Source organism: Cellulomonas fimi, assembly GCF_012952065.1.
Classification (GTDB): domain Bacteria; phylum Actinomycetota; class Actinomycetes; order Actinomycetales; family Cellulomonadaceae; genus Pengzhenrongella; species Pengzhenrongella fimi_A.
On sequence record NZ_JABCJJ010000021.1, the window covers coordinates 1 to 20,955 of the forward strand.

The 20,955-nt window shown below is 72.3% G+C and carries 18 protein-coding genes and 1 other RNA gene; 13 read left to right on the forward strand and 6 right to left on the reverse strand.

Annotated features, from left to right (window positions below):
• Positions 1-441 precede the first annotated feature (441 nt).
• Positions 442-1,131, forward strand: coding sequence for a cell division ATP-binding protein FtsE (gene ftsE, locus HIR71_RS12275; RefSeq protein ID WP_169325363.1), 690 nt, complete (start codon positions 442-444; stop codon positions 1,129-1,131).
• A gap of 10 nt (positions 1,132-1,141) precedes the next feature.
• Complete coding sequence (gene ftsX, locus HIR71_RS12280) at positions 1,142-2,056, forward strand: permease-like cell division protein FtsX (RefSeq protein ID WP_169325364.1); 915 nt, start codon at positions 1,142-1,144, stop codon at positions 2,054-2,056.
• A 21-nt stretch (positions 2,057-2,077) separates the two neighbouring features.
• Here ftsX and HIR71_RS12285 read toward each other — a convergent pair whose 3' ends face one another.
• Entirely contained in the window at positions 2,078-2,593 is a 516-nt protein-coding gene (locus HIR71_RS12285) for a MarR family winged helix-turn-helix transcriptional regulator (RefSeq protein WP_169325365.1), read from the reverse strand.
• 135 nt (positions 2,594-2,728) lie between these two features.
• On the opposite strand from HIR71_RS12285, the gene HIR71_RS12290 reads away from it, so the two are divergent.
• The 3 genes from HIR71_RS12290 (at position 2,729) to HIR71_RS12300 (ending at position 6,237) form a co-directional block, all read left to right on the forward strand.
• Positions 2,729-3,379 carry an NADPH-dependent F420 reductase gene (locus HIR71_RS12290; RefSeq protein ID WP_311836260.1) on the forward strand — a complete coding sequence of 217 codons (651 nt, stop codon included), beginning with the start codon at positions 2,729-2,731 and terminating at the stop codon, positions 3,377-3,379.
• 387 nt (positions 3,380-3,766) lie between these two features.
• Positions 3,767-4,237 (forward strand): SsrA-binding protein SmpB, encoded by a 471-nt coding sequence (smpB, locus tag HIR71_RS12295; protein ID WP_169325366.1) that lies wholly within the window; start codon positions 3,767-3,769, stop codon positions 4,235-4,237.
• Positions 4,238-4,242: 5 nt separating this feature from the next.
• Positions 4,243-6,237 (forward strand): DUF2207 domain-containing protein, encoded by a 1,995-nt coding sequence (locus HIR71_RS12300; RefSeq protein WP_169325367.1) that lies wholly within the window; start codon positions 4,243-4,245, stop codon positions 6,235-6,237.
• Here the strand turns inward: HIR71_RS12300 and HIR71_RS12305 are convergent.
• Positions 6,196-8,940 (reverse strand): AMP-binding protein, encoded by a 2,745-nt coding sequence (locus tag HIR71_RS12305; protein WP_169325368.1) that lies wholly within the window; start codon positions 8,938-8,940, stop codon positions 6,196-6,198. The genes HIR71_RS12300 and HIR71_RS12305 overlap by 42 nt on opposite strands.
• Before the next feature lie 69 nt (positions 8,941-9,009).
• A complete protein-coding gene (locus HIR71_RS12310) occupies positions 9,010-9,573 on the reverse strand; it encodes a TIGR03086 family metal-binding protein (RefSeq protein WP_169325369.1) in 564 nt (187 codons plus the stop codon).
• A gap of 170 nt (positions 9,574-9,743) precedes the next feature.
• Here HIR71_RS12310 and HIR71_RS12315 point away from each other — a divergent pair, with 170 nt between their 5' ends.
• Positions 9,744-12,263, forward strand: a complete 2,520-nt coding sequence (locus HIR71_RS12315) for a zf-HC2 domain-containing protein (protein ID WP_169325370.1) — start codon at positions 9,744-9,746, stop codon at positions 12,261-12,263.
• Between the two features lie 123 nt (positions 12,264-12,386).
• Positions 12,387-12,753, forward strand: a transfer-messenger RNA (tmRNA) gene (gene ssrA / locus HIR71_RS12320).
• 77 nt (positions 12,754-12,830) lie between these two features.
• On the opposite strand, the gene HIR71_RS12325 is transcribed toward ssrA, so the two are convergent.
• Both HIR71_RS12325 and HIR71_RS12330 read right to left on the reverse strand, forming a co-directional pair.
• Positions 12,831-13,073: a hypothetical protein gene (locus HIR71_RS12325; protein ID WP_169325371.1), complete on the reverse strand. Its 243-nt coding sequence runs from the start codon at positions 13,071-13,073 to the stop codon at positions 12,831-12,833.
• A gap of 44 nt (positions 13,074-13,117) precedes the next feature.
• Positions 13,118-15,484: a TOTE conflict system archaeo-eukaryotic primase domain-containing protein gene (locus HIR71_RS12330; protein ID WP_311836261.1), complete on the reverse strand. Its 2,367-nt coding sequence runs from the start codon at positions 15,482-15,484 to the stop codon at positions 13,118-13,120.
• A 201-nt stretch (positions 15,485-15,685) separates the two neighbouring features.
• Between HIR71_RS12330 and HIR71_RS12335 the strand changes: the two genes are divergently transcribed.
• The 5 genes from HIR71_RS12335 to HIR71_RS12355 all read left to right on the forward strand — a co-directional run bounded on the left by HIR71_RS12335 (position 15,686) and on the right by HIR71_RS12355 (position 18,582).
• The gene (locus HIR71_RS12335) at positions 15,686-16,720 is read left to right on the forward strand and encodes a Fic family protein (RefSeq protein WP_311836262.1); all 1,035 of its coding nucleotides are present in this window, start codon (positions 15,686-15,688) and stop codon (positions 16,718-16,720) included.
• A 460-nt stretch (positions 16,721-17,180) separates the two neighbouring features.
• On the forward strand, positions 17,181-17,438 hold the full coding sequence (locus HIR71_RS12340; protein WP_169325373.1) for a type II toxin-antitoxin system Phd/YefM family antitoxin: 258 nt from the start codon (positions 17,181-17,183) through the stop codon (positions 17,436-17,438).
• On the forward strand, positions 17,423-17,821 hold the full coding sequence (locus HIR71_RS12345; protein ID WP_169325374.1) for a PIN domain-containing protein: 399 nt from the start codon (positions 17,423-17,425) through the stop codon (positions 17,819-17,821). The genes HIR71_RS12340 and HIR71_RS12345 overlap by 16 nt, the downstream gene beginning before the upstream one ends.
• Positions 17,822-18,061: 240 nt before the next feature.
• On the forward strand, positions 18,062-18,322 hold the full coding sequence (locus tag HIR71_RS12350; RefSeq protein WP_169325375.1) for a type II toxin-antitoxin system Phd/YefM family antitoxin: 261 nt from the start codon (positions 18,062-18,064) through the stop codon (positions 18,320-18,322).
• Positions 18,319-18,582, forward strand: coding sequence for a type II toxin-antitoxin system RelE family toxin (locus tag HIR71_RS12355; RefSeq protein WP_169325376.1), 264 nt, complete (start codon positions 18,319-18,321; stop codon positions 18,580-18,582). Before HIR71_RS12350 ends, HIR71_RS12355 begins: the two co-directional genes overlap by 4 nt.
• A gap of 31 nt (positions 18,583-18,613) precedes the next feature.
• Here HIR71_RS12355 and HIR71_RS12360 read toward each other — a convergent pair whose 3' ends face one another.
• Complete coding sequence (locus HIR71_RS12360; RefSeq protein WP_169325377.1) at positions 18,614-18,778, reverse strand: heme biosynthesis protein HemY; 165 nt, start codon at positions 18,776-18,778, stop codon at positions 18,614-18,616.
• Between the two features lie 205 nt (positions 18,779-18,983).
• On the opposite strand from HIR71_RS12360, the gene HIR71_RS12365 reads away from it, so the two are divergent.
• Complete coding sequence (locus HIR71_RS12365; protein WP_169325378.1) at positions 18,984-20,873, forward strand: hypothetical protein; 1,890 nt, start codon at positions 18,984-18,986, stop codon at positions 20,871-20,873.
• The last annotated feature ends 82 nt before the right edge of the window (positions 20,874-20,955 follow it).

The following is a 20,955-nucleotide window of genomic DNA, read 5'->3' on the forward strand; positions in this document are numbered from 1 at the left end:
TTGCCATCGAACAGATGCCCTTCGATCTGGGACCTGAGAACCTCAACAAGCCTCATTTTCCCAGATCAGGGGCATCTGTTCATTCCGCGACACACCCACCAAACCGCACTACTCGCGGATCTGGGTCTGACACGTCAAGCGCATCCCGACGTGTCAGACGTGGCGCGCGCCCGGGGACGCGCTAGGTCTGACACGTCAAACGGTTCCCCGCGTGTCAGACCTGCCGCGCGCCCGGCCACGCGCTAGGTCTGACACGTCGGGGGAGGGGAGGACCTCGAACCGGGCATATCCGCCCGGAAGCCGCGCGGCGTCGTCGGCGGCGTGGTCCTCGCGGGTGGGGCGCGGCGTGTCCGGTGAGGATCGTGCTCGCGCCCTGCTTACTCTCGAGACGGCCACGCTCCGCTGCACGATCCCTGTCCCCGACTCTGGCCACCGGCACCCGTGATCCGATTCGAGAACGTCACCAAGGTCTATGCGCGCGGCGCACGGCCCGCCCTCGACCAGGTCACCCTGGAGGTCGAGCGCGGGGAGTTCGTGTTCCTGGTCGGCACCTCGGGCTCCGGCAAGTCGACGTTCCTGCGCCTCGTGATGCGCGAGGAGCGGCCGACGGGCGGCCAGGTGTTCGTGGCGGGGCGTGACCTCTCGGCCCTGTCGACGTGGAAGGTGCCGCACCTGCGCCGCCAGATCGGCGTCGTGTTCCAGGACTTCCGCCTGCTGCCCAACAAGTCCGTGTTCGAGAACGTCGCGTTCGCGCTCCAGGTGATCGGCAAGCCGCGGCACCACATCATGACCACGGTCCCGGACGTGCTCGAGATGGTCGGCCTCGCGGGCAAGGAGAAGCGGCGGCCGCACGAGCTCTCCGGCGGTGAGCAGCAGCGCGTCGCGATCGCCCGTGCCTTCGTGAACCGGCCCTCGATCCTGCTCGCGGACGAGCCGACCGGGAACCTCGACCCCACCACGTCCCTCGGCATCATGCGGCTGCTGGACCGGATCAACCGGACCGGCACCACCGTGGTGATGGCGACCCACGACGACGAGATCGTCGACCAGATGCGCAAGCGCGTGATCGAGCTCGACACCGGTGCGATGGTCCGTGACCAGTCGCGCGGCGTGTACGGCTCGGCACGCTGAGGAGCTCACGGTGAGACTGCAGTTCATCCTGTCCGAGATCGGCATCGGTCTACGGCGCAACCTGTCGATGACCGTCTCGGTCATCCTCGTGACGTTCGTGTCGCTGACCTTCGTCGGCGCCGCCGCGCTGCTCCAGCAGCAGATCTCGCAGATGAAGGACGACTGGTACGGCAAGGTCGAGGTCTCGGTCTTCCTGTGCCCGCGCGGGTCGGAGCTGCCGAGCTGCGCGGGCGGTGAGGCGACGCCCGAGCAGATCGAGACGGTCAGGGCCGAGCTCGAGTCACCCGAGCTCGAGCCGTACATCCAGACCGTCTACTTCGAGACCAAGGAGCAGGCGTTCGAGTCGTTCCAGGAGAAGCTCGCGGACCAGCCGTGGGCGGCCGCGGTGACGGCGGACGACATGAACGCCTCGTACCGCGTCAAGCTCGCCGACCCGGAGAAGTACCAGGTCGTCGCGGACGTGCTCTCGGGTCGGCAGGGCGTCGAGGAGGTCCTCGACCAGCGCCGGATCTTCGACTCGCTGTTCCTCGTGCTCAACCGCGCGACGTTGCTGTCGGTCGGGCTGGCAGCGGTGATGCTGCTCGCCGCGGTGCTGCTGATCACCACGACGATCCGCCTCTCCGCGATGAGTCGACGCAAGGAGACAGGGATCATGCGGCTGGTCGGGGCGTCCAACCTCTTCATCCAGCTGCCCTTCATGCTCGAGGGAGCGATCGCCGCGACCCTCGGCGCGGGCCTCGCGGTCGGCGGGCTGTACCTGGGGGTGAAGTACCTCGTCACGGACTGGTTGGCGGGGTCGGTGACGTTCGTGGACTACATCGACACCAGCAACGTGCTGTCCATCGCGCCGATCCTCGTCGGTGTCGCCATCGTGCTGGCCGCGATCTCCTCGGTCGTCACCCTGAGCCGGTACACGAAGGTCTGAGCCGACGACGCAGCCTCGAGGTCATCGACCTGCCTGGGAACGGCCGGCCGGGATCGCCCCGCAGGCCTGCAGGCGGTTCTCGGGGTCGATCTTGGGCGCGATCTTCTCGAAGATCTTCCTGAGCTGCCGCGTCTGCGCCGGGGTGAGGTCGTCGAACACGAGGGTCTGGACCGTCTCGACGTGACCGGGTGCCGTCGCCACGATCTTGTCCCAGCCGGCCTCGGTGAGCACCGCCATCGTGCTCCGCCCGTCGCCAGGGACGGGTTTGCGCTCGACCCAGCCCGCGGCCTCCAGGCGGTCGACCAGGTGGGAGAGGCGCGACATGCTCAGGCTCGCCATGTGCGCGAGGCGGCTGAGCCGGATCGTCCGCTCGGGTGCCTCGGACAGCGCGGACAGGACGCCGTAGCCCGCGTGGGTGAGGCCGGCGTCGCGCTGGAGCTGGGCGTCGAGCGCCCCGGGCAGCAGCAGCATGGCTGCCATGAGAGGGCGCCAGGCATCCTCCTGCTCCTGGCTGAGCCATCGGGTGTCCTGGTCCATGGGGTTCATGTTACCCGAGTAACAGTTGATCTCTCAAGTAAAGAGGTTGACAGTTCAAGTAATCACGCGTAGCGTCGCACTTGTTGGTTCAAGTGACCAAGCCGCCCGCGGACCCCCCGCGGCGTCGGCACTGACGTGAGAAGGAGTTCCTCCCTGAGCACCATCACCATCCTCGGCGCCGGCAACATGACCCGCGGCATCGCGACCCGCGCCCTCGCCGGCGGCTACGACGTCCAGATCCTGGCCCGCGACGAGTCGGAGGCCGGCACGCTGGCGAACGAGCTCACCGGCTCAGTGTCGACGGGCGCGTTCTCGACGCCGATCGCCGGGGACGTCGTCGTCCTGGCGCTCCCGTACGACGCCGCGCTCAGCGTGGCGGGCGAGCTGCGCGACGCGCTCAACGGCAAGGTCGTCGTCGACATCACGAACCCGGTCGACTTCGCGACGTTCGACCGCCTCGTGACGCCGGACGACTCGTCGGCCGCGCAGGAGATCCAGAAGGCGATCCCGGCCGCCAAGGTCGTCAAGGCGTTCAACACGACGTTCGCGGGCACCCTGGTCGCGGGAGCGGTCGACGGGCAGAAGCTCGACGTGCTGGTCGCCGCCGACGACGCCGAAGCGAAGGCCGCGGTCGTCTCGCTCGTCGAGGCCGGTGGCATGCGGGCGCTCGACGCCGGCCCGCTCAAGCGCGCGCACCAGCTCGAGGGCGTGGGCTTCCTCCACATGGCGCTCCAGGGCCAGCTCGGCAACACCTGGAGCACGGGCGTCAAGGTCGTCGGCGCCTGATTGCCCGCCGACCCCCGGGCACGCCCCGGCGGGTGGTCAGAGCTGGGTGACGCTCCAGGCTCACATCACTCGGACAACTCGTAGTCTCCCGGCCCGTGCCGCGTCCCCTTGCGCGGCACGGGCCGGTCGTTCGAACCTGGCAGCCGCGCGAGTGGCGGGTGCGGCGCGTGGGGCTGGGGTGACGCCCCTCGCGCACCGGCGGTCTCAGGAGTCACGCGCGCGGCTGTCCGGGTCGGTGGGGCCCGGTCGACCCGGTCGCTGCGGGCCGACCTCCGGCCCGACGCCGGCCAGCCCGACGCGGACCATCGCCGACGCCGGCCATCCGCCAGCCCAGCCACCGCCGGGACTCGCCGTCCCCCGCTCACGCGTGTCACCTAGGCTTGCCCGGTGGCCAAGGATCAGGGACGGAAGCTCGTCGCGAGCAACAAGAAGGCCCGGCACGACTACTTCATCGAGGACGTGCTCGAGGCCGGCGTCGTGCTGGCCGGCACCGAGGTGAAGGCGCTGCGTGCGGGCCGGGCCTCGCTGGTCGACGGCTTCGTCTCGATCGACCGGGGCGAGGCGTGGCTCGAGGGCGTGCACATCCCCGAGTACTCGCAGGGCACCTGGACCAACCACGCGCCGCGGCGCAAGCGCAAGCTGCTGCTGCACCGCCAGGAGATCGAGCGGCTCGAGTCGAAGACGCGCGAGAGGGGGCAGACGATCGTGCCCCTGTCGCTGTACTTCCTCGACGGTCGCGCCAAGGTCGAGATCGCGGTCGCGCGAGGCAAGAAGGAGTACGACAAGCGGCACACCCTGCGCGAGAAGCAGGACGAGCGCGAGGCGCGGCGGGCCATCTTCAGCCGCAACAACCGCTGACGCCCGTGACGAGCCCTGCCGCGTCGCCGGCCGCACCGGCGCTGCACCCACTCGCGCTCGGCGGTCGTCGCCTCGTCCTGGCGACCGTCGCCGTCGTCGCGCTGGTCGCCGCGCTGCTGCTCGCGCTCGCGCTCCCAGCCGGGGCCGCGACGTCGGGCAACGAGATCACGCGGTACGACGTCGAGGTGGACCTCGCGCGCGACGGCACCATGGACGTGGTCCTCGACCTCGACTTCGACTTCGGCGACGACCCGGGGCGCGGGCCGTACCTCACGTTCCCGACCTCGATGCGCTTCGACGACGACTCCGACCGCGTGTTCGCCTACTCGAACGTGACCGCCCGGTCCGACGACCCCGCGGCCGCGCCCGACGACGTGAACCTCGAGGAGGAGAGCGGCTGGCTCCAGGTCCGTATCGGCGACGAGGACGTGGACGACGTCGAGGGAGTCCACCGCTACCGCATCACCTACACGGTCCGCGGCCTGGTCAACGGGACGAGCACCACGGGCGGCGACGACGAGCTCTTCTGGAACGTGCTCAGCGACACCGCGATCCCGGTGGGTGACCTGAGCGTCACCGTCCGCGGCCCGGCTGACCTCACCGGCATCGAGTGCGTCACAGGACCGCGCGGCGCGAGGAACCCGTGCGACGACGCCCGCGCCGACGGCTCGACCGCGACGTACGCGCTGGGCGCGTTGCCCGAGGGGCAGGCGCTCACGGTGCTCGCCCAGTTCCCGGCCGGGACGTTCCGCGACGTGGAGCCGGTGCTGCGCGAGCGGTGGCAGCTCGGCAAGGCCTTCTCGCTCACGCCCTGGACGGGCGTGGCGACCGCGGCCGTGCTGCTCGTCGGTCTCGGGGTGGCGCTCGGCCGCGTGCGCCAGCGCGGCCGCGACGCGCGCTACCTGCACCAGGTCCCGGGCACGACGCCGGAGCCCGGGTCGGGCGGCGTCGCCTCCGTCGGCCTGGGGTCGAGCTCGCGCGAGATGCCGATCGCGGTGCACCTCGCGCCGCCCGCGGGCTTCCGGCCCGGGCAGCTCGGCACGCTCGTCGACGAGCGCGCGGACCCGCACGACGTGACGGCGACGCTCGTCGACCTCGCCGTGCGCGGCTACCTCCGGATCGAGGAGATCGAGCCCGGCCGGTCCGGGGCGGCCGAGGGGGAGGACGGCAGCGAGCGAGAGAGCGAGGACGGCGAGGTCGACGAGGACACGACCGCCGACGCGACCGGGCTCGCGTCGAGCTGGCGGCTCATCCGTGAGCGCGCTCCCGACGACGCGCTCGTCCCGTACGAGCGAGCCCTGCTCGAGGCGGTCTTCACGGACCGCTCCCGCGTGAGCCTCACTCAGCTCAGGGCGACGTTCGCCAGCTCGATGTCCGCCGTGCAGAGGCTGCTGTACGAGGACGTCACCGCGCGCGGCTGGTTCCGCGGCAACCCGTCTGCCGTGCGGCGCAACTGGTACGTCACCGGCACGGTGCTCACGCTGGTCGGCCTGCTGCTGACGTTCTTCCTCGCCGTCCTGACGCGGTGGGGGCTCGTGGGCCTCGCGGTGCTGGTGGTCGGCGTGGTGGTGCTCGCGGTCGCGCACGCGGCGCCGGCGCGGACCGCCGAGGGCACCGCCGTGCTGTCGCAGACCCTCGGCTTCAAGCAGTACCTCGCGACCGCCGACCCGGACCGGCTCCGGATCGCCGCCGGCGAGGACCTGTTCAGCCAGTACCTCCCGTACGCGATCGCGTTCGGGATCACCGAGCAGTGGGCGGGCGTGTTCCAGGAGGCCGCGGCCCGCGGCGCGAGCGTCCCGGCGCCGACGTGGTACGCGGGGGCGTCGGGCTACAACCCTGCGCTCTTCTGGGCGGCCGGCGGCTTCGGGCAGTCGGTCGACCAGTTCTCCGAGGCCGCGACGCAGTCGATCTCCGCACCGACGCCTGGCACGACCGGCTCGTCGGGCAGCGGCAGCTTCTCAGGCGGCGGCGTCGGTGGGGGCAGCGTCGGCGGCTGGTGACCTGACGGTGCGGCTGCCGGCGCTGCGGGTGAGGGTCCTGCGGGTGAGGGTCCTGCGGGTGACGGTCCTGCGGGTGAGGACCCTGCGGCGGACCAGCGCCGGCACGCGCGTCACGAGGCCCCAGTACGCGACGCCCGCCACCAGCGACGCGACCACCGCGACCGCCGGGTGGATCCCCACGAGCTCGGGATACACGAGCCACTGCACCAGGTACGCGTACAGCGACGCGCTCGCGAGCACGCCGAGCGGGCGGTGCAGCACCGCGGGCAGCCGCACGGTCGGGACCCAGGCGAGGAGCAGCAGCCCGGCCAGGACGACCGCCTCGCGCCGCGGGTCGTCGAAGAAGCCGGGCACGCTCACCAGGGCGACGACCGAGAGCGCGAGGCGCCGCGGCGTCGTCGTCGTGCGCGAGAGCGCCCAGCCGAGCGCGAAGAGCCACAGCACCGGCGCGGTGTGCGGGACGCCGGGGTCGACGACCTCGAAGCGCGTGAGCAGCCCCGCGCCGAGGATGGCGACCGGCAGGCCGAACGGGAAGCGACGCTCGACGCGGTCGCCCCACGGGGTCGCGAGCAGCGCGCCGAGACCGACGAGCAGGTAGACGAGCACCTCGACGAACCAGAACTGCCAGGTGGTCGACCACGTCTCGGGCCCCACGACCGCGTTGAGCAGTACGACGTTCGCGAGGCTGTACCGGTCCGTCAGGAGGTACGCGGCGCCGATGAACGCGACGCTCGGCACCACGATGCGCGCGAGGCTGCGCAGCTGGCGCCGGAGACGGTGGAGTCGCTCGCCGCCGAGCTGGAACCGCGCGAAGTTGTACCCCGCGAGCGCGATCAGCACGTGCGCGGTGCCCGGCCACGCGAACAGCTTGGCGTGCGTGCCGACGATGAGCACGATCGCGAGCGCCCGCAGCACGATGCCCGTCTCGATCGGCGCGGCGAGTCGCGCGAGCCGGCGGCGGAGCGGGCTCGCGGGCGTGGCGGGACGTGGGACGAGGTCGCGGATCGGGGTGACGTGCCAGTCGGCGGGCAGGTGGCCGAGCGCCTGCTCGAGCCGGACCGAGGTGGCGACGTAGGAGAGGGAGTCGCCCTCGAGGCCGACGAAGGTGTCGTCGTCGGTGACGTGGGGGTGCTCGAGCTCCTCGGCGTAGATGCGGCGGACGACGGCGGTCGCGTCGGTGGGCTGCGTCGCCGGGACGGGTGCGGGCGTGGGGCTGCCGGGAAGCTGGGCGAGGGCGTCGGCCGGGCGGGTGTCGCCGGCCGGGCCCCGCCGCGCGGCGTCGAGCGCGAGGACGGCCGCGTAGTCGGTCTTCCCGCTCGCCAGCCGCGGCAGGGCGCTGACCCCGTGCACGACGACGGCCGCGCGGGGCAGGCCCAGGCGCTCGGCGAGGACCTTGCTCACCAGGGCGTCGTCGTCTGGGTCGGCCTGGGAGGCGCGCTCGACGGCGACCACGAGGCGCTCGTCCGTGCCGGTCGCCGCCGCGGCGAGGCCCCGCTCGACAAGGCCCAGCTCGGCGAGGACCTCCTCGACCCGCGCGAGGTCGACGCGCAGGCCGACGAGCTTGAGGAACCGGCTGCGGCGTCCGACGATCTCGTAGAGGCCGTCCGGCCGTTGCCGCGCGAGGTCGCCGGTGCGGAGCTCGTCGACGGTGCGGCCGAGCGCAAGGTCGGCGGGGCTCTCGGCGTAGCCCAGCATGACGTTGGGGCCCGCGTAGACGAGCTCCCCGGCGTCGTGCCCGTCGACCGGCTCGATGCGGAAGGCGCCACCTGGGACCGGGACGCCGATGGTTCCGGGGTGCTCGGCGGCGAGGCCGGGAGGGAGGACGCCCATGCGCGCGGTCGCCTCGGTCTGGCCGTACATGACCACGAGGTCCCAGCCGCACGCGGCGCCGAGCTCGGCGTAGCGGCGCACGGTCTCGGGCGCGAGCCGGCCGCCCGCCTGGGTGACGTAGCGCAGGCTCGGCAGGTCGAGGTCGGGGAAGCCCACGCGGTCGAGCAGGTCGAACGTGTACGGGACGGCGGCGAACGACGTGCCGCGGGCGCGCCGGACGAGGTCCCAGAAGCACGGGTCGACGACCGAGAGGGTGGTGAGGACGAGCGTCGCGCCGCGCGCGAGGTGGCTGTGGATGACCGAGAGGCCGTAGCAGTAGTGCATCGGCAGGGTCGTGACGGCGCGGTCGGCCGGGGTGATGCCCAGGGAGTCGGCGATCGCCTCGGCGTTGGCCTGCAGGTTGGCCTGCGACAGGCGGACCAGCTTGGGCGAGCCGGTCGAGCCGGACGTGCTCAGCAGGAGCGCGAGGTCGGGGTGCAGGTCGTGCGCGGTGCCCGGGTGCCGCTCGTCGAGCCGGGTCTCGGCGAGGCCGGCGGAACGGCCGGCATGGACGACGACGTCGGGGCGGTACGTCGCGAGGATCGGGTCGAGCGCCTCGGGGCGGTCGGCGGGAGCGAGGACGACCGGGTGCCCGCCGGCCAGCGCGGCGAGGTACGCGACGATCGACGCGACGTCGTTGCGGACGGTGACGGCGACGAGGCGGCGGGTCGTCCCGAGGCGGGCGGCGAGCTCGCCGACGCGGTCCGCGAGCTCCGCGTAGGTGAGGGACTCGTCGTCGTGCACGAGGGCGAGGGCATCGCCGTGTCGGGCGAGGTCGGCGGCGAAGGGCACCGCCGCCGTCGGGGGTGCGAGGAGCGTTGCGGGCGTCGGCACGGACGCGAGGGTATAGCAAGCCTTACCTAACCTGCGAGGGTGTGTCCATCACACGGCCGTGCCGCTGCGTCAGCCGCGGCGGCCGAACAGCGCGAGCAGCTGGGTCTGCTGGTCGTCCGACGGCGTGCTGGGGAGCGGGTCCCCGAACATCGGGCTGTGACGCAGCTGGTCGACGCGGCCGCTCCACTCGATGAGGAGGCGCTCGACGGTCGGCGGGTCGATGGTCTCGTCGACGTGCAGGGCGGTGGCGAGGTCCCAGCCGTGGATGGCCAGGTCGGTGACCATCTCCTCGAGGTACTCGCGCGCCGGGCGCGGGCCGGACGAGAGCTCGACGGTGCGGTCGAGGGCGCCGTCCGCGGCGAAGGCGGCCAGGGCGGCGTCGACCGCGAGACGCCACGAGGTGACGGGGTCGTCGCCCAGCACGTCGCCGTCGAAGCGGTCGCCCACCTCGGCGGGGGTCCGGCCGGCGAGCAGCTCGGGCGCCCAGAGCTGCTCGGAGGTCAGGTGGGTGACGAGCTGGCGCACGGACCAGTCGGCGCACGGGGTGGGGGAGTCCCAGTGGTCTCCGACGGCGGCGACCAGGTGGGTGACGTGATCGGCGTTGACGCGATGGAGGTAGAGGAGCTCGTCCATGGCTCCAGGGTGGTACGGGTGCGCGGTGGTCGCACGGCGAGGGCGGGGGAGAGGCGGGCGGGCGGTGGCGCATCCGTCCGGATCGCCGACCGGAGACGCGAGTGGCACGCTGACAAAGGTGGAGAAAGGGGGCCAGAGCGGGCAGTGGGGGTGCCCGGAGAGGCGGCGACATGAGCGTGGAGCCCGGGACGAGCGCGGGGCGCGGGAGGCACGCGGAAGCGGCGGCGCCCGGGCGGCCCGCCGGCTCGGCCAGGCCTGTGCCCGAGAACGGCGAGATGGCAGGTAAGGCCGAACCCTCCGACGTCGACCTGGTGGACGCGGCGCAGCGCCATGTTCCCGGCGCATTGGAGGCGTTGCACCAGCGTCACAGTGACGCGGCCCGCGTCGTCGCCCGCCAGTACACGGCGTCCGACGCCGACGCGGACGCCCTCGTGAGCCGGGCGCTCGCGGGAGTCGACGCGGCGGTCCGTGGCGGGGCCGGGCCGGAGGTGACCTACCGTCTGCATCTCCTTGCGGCGGTCCGCCGGCTCGCCGTGGCGCGGTGGAGGGCGGGCGATGCGGGTTCGGCGCTTCCGGCGGCGGGTTCGTCCCTCCCGCGGGCCGGGTCGGAGCTGCCGTCGCGGTTCGACGCTGCGGGCGCGCTCGGCGCCGGGGTCGCTGGAGGCGCGCTCGTCGACGCGGACGACGGGCCCACGGCTGCCGCCTTCGCGTCCCTGCCCGAACGGTGGCAGGCGCTTCTCTGGTACGTGGAGGTCGACCAGCTGCCCCCGGCGCAGGTCGGCCGCCTGCTCGGGCTGACGGTGGCGGAGGTGGTCGCCCAGACCCACCTCGCTCGGGAAGGGCTGCGGAACGGGCTGCTGGCGCGGCTCGACGCCGCGGCGACGCCCGAGTGCGAGGCGGTGCGCGGGCTGCTGTCGGGGTACGTGCGCGGGCAGCTCGGTCGGCGCGACACGACCCGCGTGCGCGAGCACCTCGACGTCTGCGAGCAGTGCCGGGCGACCACGCGCGACCTGCAGGACGTCGACCACGACGTGCGCGGCGTCGTCGCGCCGCTCGTCATCGGCGCGGGCGTGCTCGGCGCGCTGGCGGGACCGCTGCCGGTCGGCGGGGTGACCGTGGGCGCTGGTGGGCTCGGCGCCTCAGGAGGGGGCGCGCTCGGGATGGCGGCCGCTGCTGGTGCGGACACGGGCGCCGGCGTGATGGCGGGTGCAGGGGCGGTGGGTGCGGGTGCGGGTGCGGGTGCGGGTGCGGACGGCGTCGAGGGGGCCGGCGTGGCTGCGGTGGAGGCGGCGGCTGGGGACGCCTCGGGCGGGGCGGCGTCGGTCGGCGAGTCAGCGGCGGCGGAGGCCGCAGTGTCGGGGTCGGCGGTGGAGCCGGTGGTCGAGGCTGCCGGTGGCGTTGCCGCTGCGGAGACGGCGGGCGCTGCTGTGGCGGCGTCGTCCGTCCCGGTCGGCGTGGTGGCCGCGGCCACCGCCGGCGTCGTGGCCGTGTCGTTGGCGGTCGCCGGGGTGCTGGACCAGCAGTCCGAGGACGACGCCGGTCTCGCCGGTGCCCCGGAGGAGTCGCAGGAGACCGTGGAGGAGGACGACGGCGGTGCCGGCGCCGACGATGTCCTGACGGCACCCGAGCCGCCGCCGGTCGAGGCGCCCGCGCTCGAGCCGCCACCGCCTGGCGCCGAGCCGCCTCCGACCCCGGAGCCGACACCCGAGCCGGACGCCGAGCAGGCCCCGCCGACGTCGCGCTCCCGCGATCGGCAGCCGCCCGCGGAAGCGCAGGGTCCCGCCGTCACCCCCGTCGTCACCAACGACGCGGTGGTCGCTCCGGTGGAGGACCCGCCTCTCGCTCCTGCGCCCGACCCCGCGAACCTCAGCGTGTCGTTCCCGGGCGACACCGTGGCGCTCACCCCGGGGGCTGTGCAGACGCTCGACGTCGGCATGGTCAACACGGGCGACGCGGTCGCAACCGAGTTGCGGGCCGAGCTCACCATGCCCGACGGCGTGGTCATGGACGGCGTGCCCGCCGGCGACGGCTGGGTCCAGTGCGGCGACGCGCCGGTCCAGCTGTGCCTGGCCGAGCTGCCCGCGGGTGCGTCGTCGTCCCTCGGCGTGCCCGTCCGCGTGGAGGACACCGCCGCCGTGGCGCCGGGCGCCGCGGTCGTCGTGACGCTCACCGCTGCCGGCGTCGATCCGGTGGAGCTCGTCGTGCCGGTGAGCGTCGCGGTGGCGGAGCCGGAGCTCACGGTCGGCGCGCCCGAGGGTGTGGTGCTGGTCGTCGGAGAGCCGCTTCGGGTCGGGTTCACTGTCGGCAACGCGGCCGAGGCGCCGGCGGTCGACGTCGAGGCCGTCGTGTCGCTCCCGCCGGGGGTGCGCTGGGCGGGCTCGGCCGGCGAGGCGGCGGGGTGGGTGTGTGAGTCGGGGGACGCGGGCGTGCGGTGCTCTGTTGCGGAGATCTCCGGCGCCTCCGACGGCGTCTCGTCGGAGCTGACGTTGCCGTTGACCTTGGTGGCCGGAGTCGAGGCCGTGGGGGTGCCCGGGTTGGTGGAGCTCACCGTGCGGGCGGAGAGCGGCGGGTCCACGCGGACGGTCACGACGGCGGTGGAGGTGGTGGAGGCGGTGCCGGTTGTCGAGCCGCCGCCGGTCGTCGTCATGGAGCCGGCGCCGGACGGTGTCACGGAGCCGCCGACCGGGTGAGGCCCAACGATCTCGGGGCCTGGAATGTTGCTGCGACGGGGGTGGTTGAGGACTACGCTAGACACGCTCCGAGCGTCGGCCGCCCCGTGCGGCCGGCGGGAGGAGCGATTGACAACTGCACATGGGGGTGATCGGTTTCGACGGTGATCGTCGATCCAGGAGAAGCGGGCCGAGGATGCAGGGTTATCTCGTCAACGCTCCCTGCAAACCAATAGGTGCCGATTCCAAGCGCACCGACTTCGCACTCGCCGCCTGAGCGAGTCCTGAAGTCCGTCAGTCCGAGTTCGCTCTCGCCTCGGTAACTGGCGTCATCTAGAGAGCCACTGCTCCCAACGTTCGTCGTCGGCGTTGGGGGGACTCTGAGGCGACTGAGCCTGTCAGCGACATGTCTGCTAGATCGTTGGGGCTGAGAAAAGCGCAGCAGACTGCGCCCGGAGAAGTCCTGGTTCACAGTCATCGGACGCGGGTTCGATTCCCGCCACCTCCACCCGTTCGGTCCCGTGTGATGCCGTCGCGTTCCAGCGGATCGCTTCGGGACGCCGTCGATTCCGTCGGGATCTGTTGGTGTCATGGCGAGGCGTCCGGCGCCCGCGCAGTGGCGCGCTGACGGTCCGTCGGCCGTGCTTGGCACGACGGCGTACCGCGTTTGCCCCGCGCACCTGTGTCGAGCACAAGGCCGAGGTCGACCGCAGCGTCGCTCACGGAGCTTGGCTCGGGCGTGGCGGTGATGCCGAGGAGGCCTGCCAGCACGGTCTTGGGGCCGTCGATCAGCATGTTCACCTTGTCTGGGTGTTCCTCGGGAGTGAACATGAGCGAGTCTGAACGCAGAACCATGGAACGCAAGCCGTGCCAACTCAGGAACGAGCGTTCTCAAGCTGCTCAAAGCCGAGGGCGCGGTACCCGGGCCTCCGGCGCTGCAGGGAGACCGCAAGGATGGGCACCGCAGCATCGTGGTAGTCGTGCACCTCGGCGATGGCCTTGCCCGGCGCTGAGCGCACGACCCGTCCGGCGCATTGCACCAGCAGCCCGGGGAACGAGATGGGTGCGGCGAGGAAGAGCGTGTCGAGCGCGGGAGCGTCGAAGCCTTCGCCGATGAACGGCGTCGTGCCGAGCACCAGCACGCCGTCGCCCGCGTTCGCCGCCGCGAGTCGCTCTACCGCCGCCCTCCGGTCGGTGACCGACATGCCGCCCCGCATCACGAGTGCGTCATGCCCACGCGAGGCGAGCTTCGACGCGAGGGCGTCGAGGTGTGCGACCCGGCGGGTCAGAACCAGGCAGTTGCGTCCGCGGGCAAGCGCGGCGGCCACATCGTTCACGATCTGCCCGTTGCGCTCCTCGTCCGCCGCGAGAGCCCCGTGGACCGCGGCGATGGCACCTGGCTCGGACAGATCGACGACGGCCGAGAACCGCGTCTGATGGACGTGGAGCACCCGGCGTGGACCCGGTTCAGCTGACCAAGCCTCGGTCAGGGTGCCCGGCTCCGCGTCCGTCACCGTGTGCCGGATGGGACCGAGCTGCCACGTCACCAGGTCACCGAGTCCGTCGCGCCGGTCGGGGGTCGCCGTCAGGCCGAGCCAGAACTGCGCGCCTATCCGCTTGACGGAATGGTCGTAGGCGGCAGCGGCCAGGTGGTGGCACTCGTCGACGACCATCTGCCCGTAGCTTCTCGTCAGCTCCACGACGTCCGCGTGCCGGGCCAGAGAAGGCATCATCGCGATGTCGACGACGCCGGTGAGCTTGCGTCGTCCCCCGCCGACCTGACCGGGCCGGACTCCGAGCAGCTCGGTGATCCGGGTGCGCCACTGCTCGGCGAGGGCCTTGCGGTCGACCAGGACGAGTGTCGACGTCGAGCGCTCGGCTATCACGGCGCAGGCGATGACGGTCTTGCCCGAACCGGGCGGGGCGACAAGCACGCCGTCGTCGTGGGCGAGCAGAGCACTGACAGCCGTGGTCTGCGGTGCGCTGAGCTCAGCCTGGAACGCGACACCGATCTCCTCGCCCGCGTTCCGGACGTCGGTCAGGTCGAGCCGGGAGCCGGCGCGCTCCACGATGTCGGCGACCACGTGGCGAAGTCCCCTGGGGAGCACAAGCTGGTCGTCGACGGTGACGTCGTAGCCACGGACGAACCGCGGCGTGTCCCAGGTGGATTTCCGCAACCGCTGGAGCTCGTAGAACTTCGGGTTAGCCATCGACGCTGCGTGCTTGAACGTCGCTATCGCGGCCGGGGTGAGGCGCGCCGTGTCGAGCACGAGACCTGCACCCAGCTCAGCACGGACCACGGCAGGCAGGCGCGGCCGCACCCTGCTTGCGGTCGGGGGGCTCAGCGTCCGGACGTCCGCTCCTACTGCCGCGCGGCTCGCCCTGCGTGCGATGAGGGCCGCGTCACGCGAGCTCAGCCGATCGAGCGTGGACAGGAACGCCCACTGGTCCTCGTACGGCTCGAGCGTTCCCAGGTCCAGGAACAAGGTCAGGCCGTCCTGACGCCGACGGCCTTGCATCGGCGCCGCGATGAGGTTGCCGAAGCCCCCGTCGGGCAGCACATCCTGGTTCGGGAACAGCCGGTCGTAGGAGCGCAGGTCCATCGACCCGCGCAGCACCATCGCCTCGTGCACCAGCGCCGTCCCGATCGCTCGCGCGGTGCTCGCCGGCACCCGGTCGGCGAAGAACGCCCACACGTGAGCGCCGCGTCCCGACTGCGAGATCTCCAGGGTGGTGGGGACGTCGTTGGCTCGCGCCGCCTTCGTGTAGGCGAGCGCGTCGAGCATCGCGGCCGGGCCGTCGAAGTCTGCGACGAGGAAGCGGCAGCTGTTGTCCCGCAGCAGGGGGTACAACCCCACGAAGACGTCCCCGAGCAGGTGCGAGGCGATCACCTGTGGCGTCAGCGGCAGGTGCCGGGCGCTCTTGCTGTCCATCCCCTTTCGCCAGCCTCCGGCCACCGCAGGCATCCACCCGCTGGCTCCGGTCCGGGCGTTCTCCCAGCGGACGGCGTGCACGTCGGTGCGCGCGTGGAACAGGTCTGCGTAGAGCGCGAGCTTGTCGGCCACGGGGGAGGCCATCGTCACCACGCCGCTGGGTGCGAGCCCCGCTGTCGGTTGCTCCGGAGCCGGCGTGGTGTCCTGTCCGCGCAGATCGAGCAACCGGGTCAGGCGTTCGTTCTCCGCGCGGAGCCTGCGCAACTCGTCGCGCAGCTGGCCGACCTCGTCCGACGGGGTCACGTACACCGTCGCATCGTTGCATGGCCTCCGGGATACGCCGACTACCGCGTGAGCCGCCTCGTCGAATCGTTCCGAGGTTCGCAAGCGCCCGATGTCGGCCCCATCGCACTCGGTGCGTCGACACACCAACTCAACGCGACAAACGTGTCAAGATAGGGCTCCGTTAGCATCTTTCTCGGGTTTGATGGGGGGATCGTGCAGTCCTTCGTGGACTTGGACACGCTGGTCGGGAGCGTGCCGTTCGCCATCGTTCGCGACCTCAGGATCGTCGACACCGGCGCCGGCTCCGAGGCGCTGTACCGCGACAAGCTTCCCGCTCTGTTGACCACCCTCGCTGCGCGCGCCCGGGTAGCCAGCATCGAGGCATCCTCCGCGATCGAGGGTGTCGTCGTCGAGGACCGAGCGCGGGCCGCAGCGATCGTCGCCGGTCGGGCGGACCACCTGCGCAACCGCAGCGAGCAGGAGCTCGCCGGGTACCGGGCCGCCCTCGACTACCTGTATCAGGAGCAGTGGCGGCCGCTCAACGTGGGCCTCTTGCTGCACCTGCACCGGCTGCTGTTCCAGTACACGCAGCTGCCTGGCGGCGCTCTGAAGCAGACGGAGAACGTTGTGGTGGACCAGATGCCCGACGGGACGAAGGTTAAGCGATTCACGCCCGTGTCCGTCGGGCAGACACCCGGGTACCTCGAGGAGCTCGTCGCCCGGTTCAGAGCCGCCGAGACAGCGGGGCAGCACCACCCGGTGATCCTCGTGGGGCTGTTCGCCCTGGATCTGCTGACCATCCACCCGTTCCTGGACGGCAACGGCCGCATCACGCGGGCTCTGACCAACGCGCTGCTGCAGGACGCCGGGTACGACGTCACCCGATACGTGTCGCTGGAGACGTCCATCGCCGCGTCCGACGACGCCTACTACGGGGCGCTGCTCACCTCCACCGAGGGGTGGCACGAGGGCAAGCACAACCCGTGGCCGTGGCTGCGCTACTTCGTCGGCCTGGTCGCACGGTCCTACGAGCAGTTCGCCTTGCTCACGGACGCCGAGCGGTCCGGCGGCAGCAAGCAGGACCGGGTCCGCGACTACGTCCTTCACCATGCGCCGGCGAGGTTCACCATCGCAGACGTGCGCGCGGCCCTGCCCGGGGTCAGCGACCAGACCATTCGGATCGCCCTCGGACAGCTCAAGGCAGCAGGGAAGGTGTCCGCTGACTCCACCGGCCGCGGAGCCAGCTGGTCCCGCCTCTGATCTCGACAGAGAGGAATGAGCTGCTGCACGCAGCGGCGCCGCAGATTCGCCGGATGCACTGGTTGTCGGCCGGTGTCAGAAGAAGCAGCGATCTCAACGATCCGAGCGCACCCAGCCCGTTGACGCCGTCAACCGATCGACCCCGTATCGCAGCGTGACCCGACAACACAACCAGATGAGGCCGTACGTCAGGGCCCCGGAGCGCCGTGTCGCCACGCCTTCCAGCGGCTTCGATTCCCGCCACCTCCACGTCGCGCCGGACCGCAAGGTCTGGCGCGCACTCGAAGGCCGTCATCCCTCTCGCCGGGGGTGGCGGCTTCTCGTGTGTCTGGGCTCGCGGGGAGAGCGCGGGCGCAGCGACGGGGCGCTACCGTTCGCCGTCCTCGGCCGCGACACGAGACGCCGCACGCGAAGCGGTGGTCGCCGACGAGGGAATCAGAGATTCTGATACGCTCCCCGCGTGCGAACCCTCACTGCCACTCACGCCTCACGCGGGTTCTCCGAGCTGCTCGACCGGGTCGAGCGCGGGGAGACGATCCGCATCACACGGGCAGGGCATGTCGTCGCCGAGCTGCGGCCCGTCGCGCCCACGACCGGGCGAGCCCTGCGCGAAGCCCTCGCGCGGACGCCGGGCCTGGACGACGACTTCGAGGCGGACATCGCCGCAGCGACCTCGCTGCTCACCACCGACGAGAGCGACCCATGGCGCGCCGGCTGATCCTCGACACCAACACCCTGATCGCGTACGAGCGACAGCGCTTCGACATCACCACGCTGGACGAGGACGACCTTGCGATCGCGGCTGTCTCGGTTGCCGAGTTCCGGACCGGCATCGAGCTCGCCGACAACCCGCGGCGCGCCGCTGACCGTGCACGCGTCCTGGCTGCCATCACCGCCACGGTCGCCGTACTCGACTACACCGAGGCGACCGCCGCTGAACACGGGCGGCTCCTGGCGCACGTGCGACGTGAAGGCATCCCTCGCGGTGCGCACGACCTGATCGTCGCTGCGCACGCCGTGGAGGACTCCCGGGCGGTCCTGTCCTTGGACGCGAAGGCGCGGTTCGGAGACCTGCCGGGCGTCCTCGCCCTGACTCCGTAGGCTGACGACACCGCACCGGAACCGCGTTCGTGAGGCATCCGCGGTCGGAGCGGCAGGGAGCCCGTCAGCAGTCTCGGATCACCGCGCCATTGTTGTCCCGCGCCTCGTCGTAGCCCCCAGCGGGACAGGTAGTACGCCGACACCCGCCGGCACGCAGCGGCGACCCGAACGCCGCCGTTCCCGCATGACGATCCGCTCGGATCCTGGCCCGCCGAGGGGCAGGTGACTACGATTTAGGTCATGTCTACGACGACCTCGCTTGCTCACGTCAAGGCGCATCTCTCGGCCATCGTCAGCTCGGTGCACGACACCCACGAGCGCGTCGTGATCACGCGCAACGGCGAGCCGGCCGCCGTTCTCATCTCGCCCGACGACCTCGCAGCCCTCGAGGAGACCGTCGACATCCTCTCCGACTCGGCAGCGATGTCGAATTTGCGTGAAGCGGGCGCCGAGATCGAGGCCGGCACGACCGTCGAGCTGACCGAGTTCCCGCGCCGGTGACCTACCGCATCCGCTGGGCCTCACCCGCCCGACGAGCGATCGAGAACGCACTGCCCGAGGCAGTCGCCGCCGCCGTGTGGGAGTTCGTCAACGGCCCGCTGGCCGAGAACCCGCACCGCGTGGGTAAGCGGCGGGTGCGCGACCTCGCCGGTTACTGGTCGGCCCGGCGGGGTCAGTACCGGGTCATCTACGTCGTCGACGACCAAGAAGTCGATGTCACCATCGTGGCCGTGGATCACCGCCGCGACGCCTACCGCTGAGCCGTCCGCAGGCGGCGCCACGAAGCAGCGGTCAGGCGCCCGCGTTCCTCAGCATGAACTCGGTGTCCGTGTCCCGACCCATCCGCGGGTCGGGCGCGGGATCGACCTCCTGGGTCGCGATCATCTGATCGAGGCGGATCGGCTCCGGGAGGTGCTGGAAGTCGTTCTGCTCGTCGTTCGCCTGGTGCTCGGTCATCGCCAGACCCTCCGCCCTCGAAGCCACCCGCGTACCGGCGACGCTACAGCGTCACCCTCAGCAGCACAGTCAGAGCTGGGGAGATCCGCATCCCGCCATCCTGGGGCCACCCTGCGGCCGGCGTCACCGCTTTCCCGTCCGGACGGCGTTCGCCGGCGACCCGCGACCGCGGCACCACGGCGGACACATGACCTAGCGTGTCCCGGTGACAGATTCCCGACAGCTCACCCGCGCCCTGGCGGTGGCGGTCGCCGGGATCCTGGCCGTCGGTGCCTGCAGCTCGGACGGCCAGACGCCGACGCCGTCGCGCAGCGCTGAGCCCTCGACCTCGCCGTCGCCCTCCCCCTCGCCCGAGCCGTTCACCGTCACGACGTCGAGCCCGGCCGCGCCACTCACCGTCGTCGCCGAGGGGACCGACGTCGCGGCGTCGCTGCGCACGAGCCGCGCGCTGTTCGCGAAGTCGTCGGTCGCGGTGGTGGCGCCGACGGGCCAGCCCGAGGCGCAGCGACTCGCGGCCCGGGTGTCCGTCGGCGTCGGCGTGCCGCTGCTCGTCGGCGGCGCCGCGCCCGGCGCGCAGGACACCCCCGACCCGGCGCTCGCCGACGAGCTCGAGCGGCTCGCTGTCTCGGCGGTCGTCGTGGTGGGCGACGTCGCGGGGTTCGCCGCCGACGACGTCGCGGACGGCGACGCGACCGCCTCACCTGGGCCGACGGCGTCGTCCGCGTCCGGGGCCACCGACGGCGGCGACGGGACCGGCCCCGACGCGACCGGCGGTGACGAGGACGTCGTCGTCGTCCGGAGCGAGGCCACCGCCGCCGCGCTCGCCCAGGCGACCGGGCTCGCGGTCGAGGCCCCCGCTCCGGCCGACCCCGCGACGTTCGCGGCCGAGGTGGCCGCGCTCGTGCCCGGGACCGCCCCAGCCACGGCCGCGCCGAGCGGCACCGCGCCGAGCGGCACCGCGCCGAGTGACGCCCGGACGAGCGCCACGTCCCCGTCCACCACACCCGTCGCGAACGACGACCAGCTCCCGGACCTCACGACCGTCACGCGAGGCGCCCCGGTGACCGACGTCGTCGCGCTCGCGATCGACGACCCGCTGCACGTCGCCGCGATCGCCACCGCCCGAGCCGCCGAGGTCTCGGTGCACCTGGTCCCGGCGTCGGCCCCGAACCCGCAGGCCCATGCCGGCGTCATCGAGGCGCTCCAGGCGGCCGCGGCGCCGAAGACCCTCGCCGTGGGCGCAGCATTCGGCGCGGAGCCCGCCCTCGACTGGAAGGTGCGCTCGGCACGCAGCGGCGCGCAGCTGCTCGGCGGCGGCCAGCTGCTGTTCCCGCAACGCCAGTACGTCGCGCTCTACGGCACGCCGGCCACCGGCGCCCTCGGCGTGCTCGGCGAGCAGCCGGTCACCGCGGCCGTGCAGCGCGCCCGCGAGCACGCGGCGCCCTACCAGGCGATGACGGCCAAGACCGTGGTCCCGACGTTCGAGATCATCGCCACGGTGGCCTCGGCGGGTCCGGGGGACGACGGAAACTACTCGAACGAGCAGTCCGTGGACCTCCTGCGCCCCTGGGTCGACGAGGCGGCCGCCGCCGGCATGTACGTCGTGCTCGACCTGCAGCCCGGACGCGCCGACTTCCTCAGCCAGGCCAGGCTCTACGAGGAGTTGCTGCTGCGGCCGAACGTCGGGCTCGCGCTTGACCCGGAGTGGCGCCTCGGCCCGGACGAGGTCCCGCTCCAGCGCATCGGCTCGGTCGGTGCAGCGGAGGTCAACCAGGTCGTGACGTACCTCGCCGACCTCACGAACGCCAACGACCTGCCGCCCAAGATGCTCGTGCTGCACCAGTTCCAGCTGCGGATGCTGCCCGACCGCGCGGCCATCGACGTCACGCGCCCCGAGCTCGCCGTCGTCATCCACGCCGACGGCCAGGGCGGGCAGGTCGCGAAGCAGGACACCTGGCGCGTGCTGCACCAGGACGCGCCGGCCGGTGTCGCGTGGGGCTGGAAGAACTTCTACGACGAGGACAAGCCGATGCTCACACCCGAGCAGACGGTCCAGACCGTGACCCCGGTGCCGGACCTCGTCACCTACCAGTAGCCGAGCGCCAGTGGCCGAGCGCGCACCCGATCGGGGGAATCTCGCCCGCACGGCTCATCGGAACGCCGCCGCGTGCCGATGC

Coding starts and splice junctions, on each gene's coding strand:
- HIR71_RS12350 (WP_169325375.1), top strand. CDS start 18,062: ATGTCTACGACGACCTCGCTTGCTCACGTCAAGGCGCATCTCTCGGCC.
- HIR71_RS12285 (WP_169325365.1), bottom strand. CDS start 2,593: ATGGACCAGGACACCCGATGGCTCAGCCAGGAGCAGGAGGATGCCTGG.
- HIR71_RS12315 (WP_169325370.1), top strand. CDS start 9,744: ATGAGCGTGGAGCCCGGGACGAGCGCGGGGCGCGGGAGGCACGCGGAA.
- HIR71_RS12310 (WP_169325369.1), bottom strand. CDS start 9,573: ATGGACGAGCTCCTCTACCTCCATCGCGTCAACGCCGATCACGTCACC.
- HIR71_RS12360 (WP_169325377.1), bottom strand. CDS start 18,778: ATGACCGAGCACCAGGCGAACGACGAGCAGAACGACTTCCAGCACCTC.
- HIR71_RS12345 (WP_169325374.1), top strand. CDS start 17,423: ATGGCGCGCCGGCTGATCCTCGACACCAACACCCTGATCGCGTACGAG.
- HIR71_RS12325 (WP_169325371.1), bottom strand. CDS start 13,073: ATGTTCACTCCCGAGGAACACCCAGACAAGGTGAACATGCTGATCGAC.